This window comes from Rhizobium sp. RAF56, assembly GCF_052113965.1.
GTDB lineage: Bacteria > Pseudomonadota > Alphaproteobacteria > Rhizobiales > Rhizobiaceae > Rhizobium.
On the sequence record NZ_JBFRDU010000159.1, the window covers coordinates 1 to 332 of the forward strand.

At 61.1% G+C, this 332-nt stretch carries 1 pseudogene; it reads left to right on the forward strand.

Features of this window, described 5'->3' with window-relative positions:
• Nucleotides 1-332, forward strand: a pseudogene (locus AB4048_RS29050) (MFS transporter); the annotation flags it as partial.

A 332-nucleotide genomic window follows, 5' to 3' on the forward strand; every position in this document is an offset into this window, starting at 1 on the left:
GCCTACACCCTCTATTCGATCGCCGTAGCGCATGCCAACGACCATGCCGGTCCAGACGATTTCGTGAAGGTATCGAGCGGTCTGCTTCTGTTTTATGGGTTCGGCACGATTGTGGGGCCATTGCTGGCGGCCGCGTTGATGGCCAAGATGCGACCGGAAAGCTTGTTCCTTGTTACGGCTTTCCCGCACGCCCTGCTTGCCGCATACGCCCTGCTGCGCATAAGACTGCTTGCTCCGGTATCTCAGGCAACAAAGGAGGCATTCAGGACACTTCCGCCCGAGCAGGCCGGGACGCCCGAATCGCCGCGGCTCGATCCACGCACCTTGCCGGC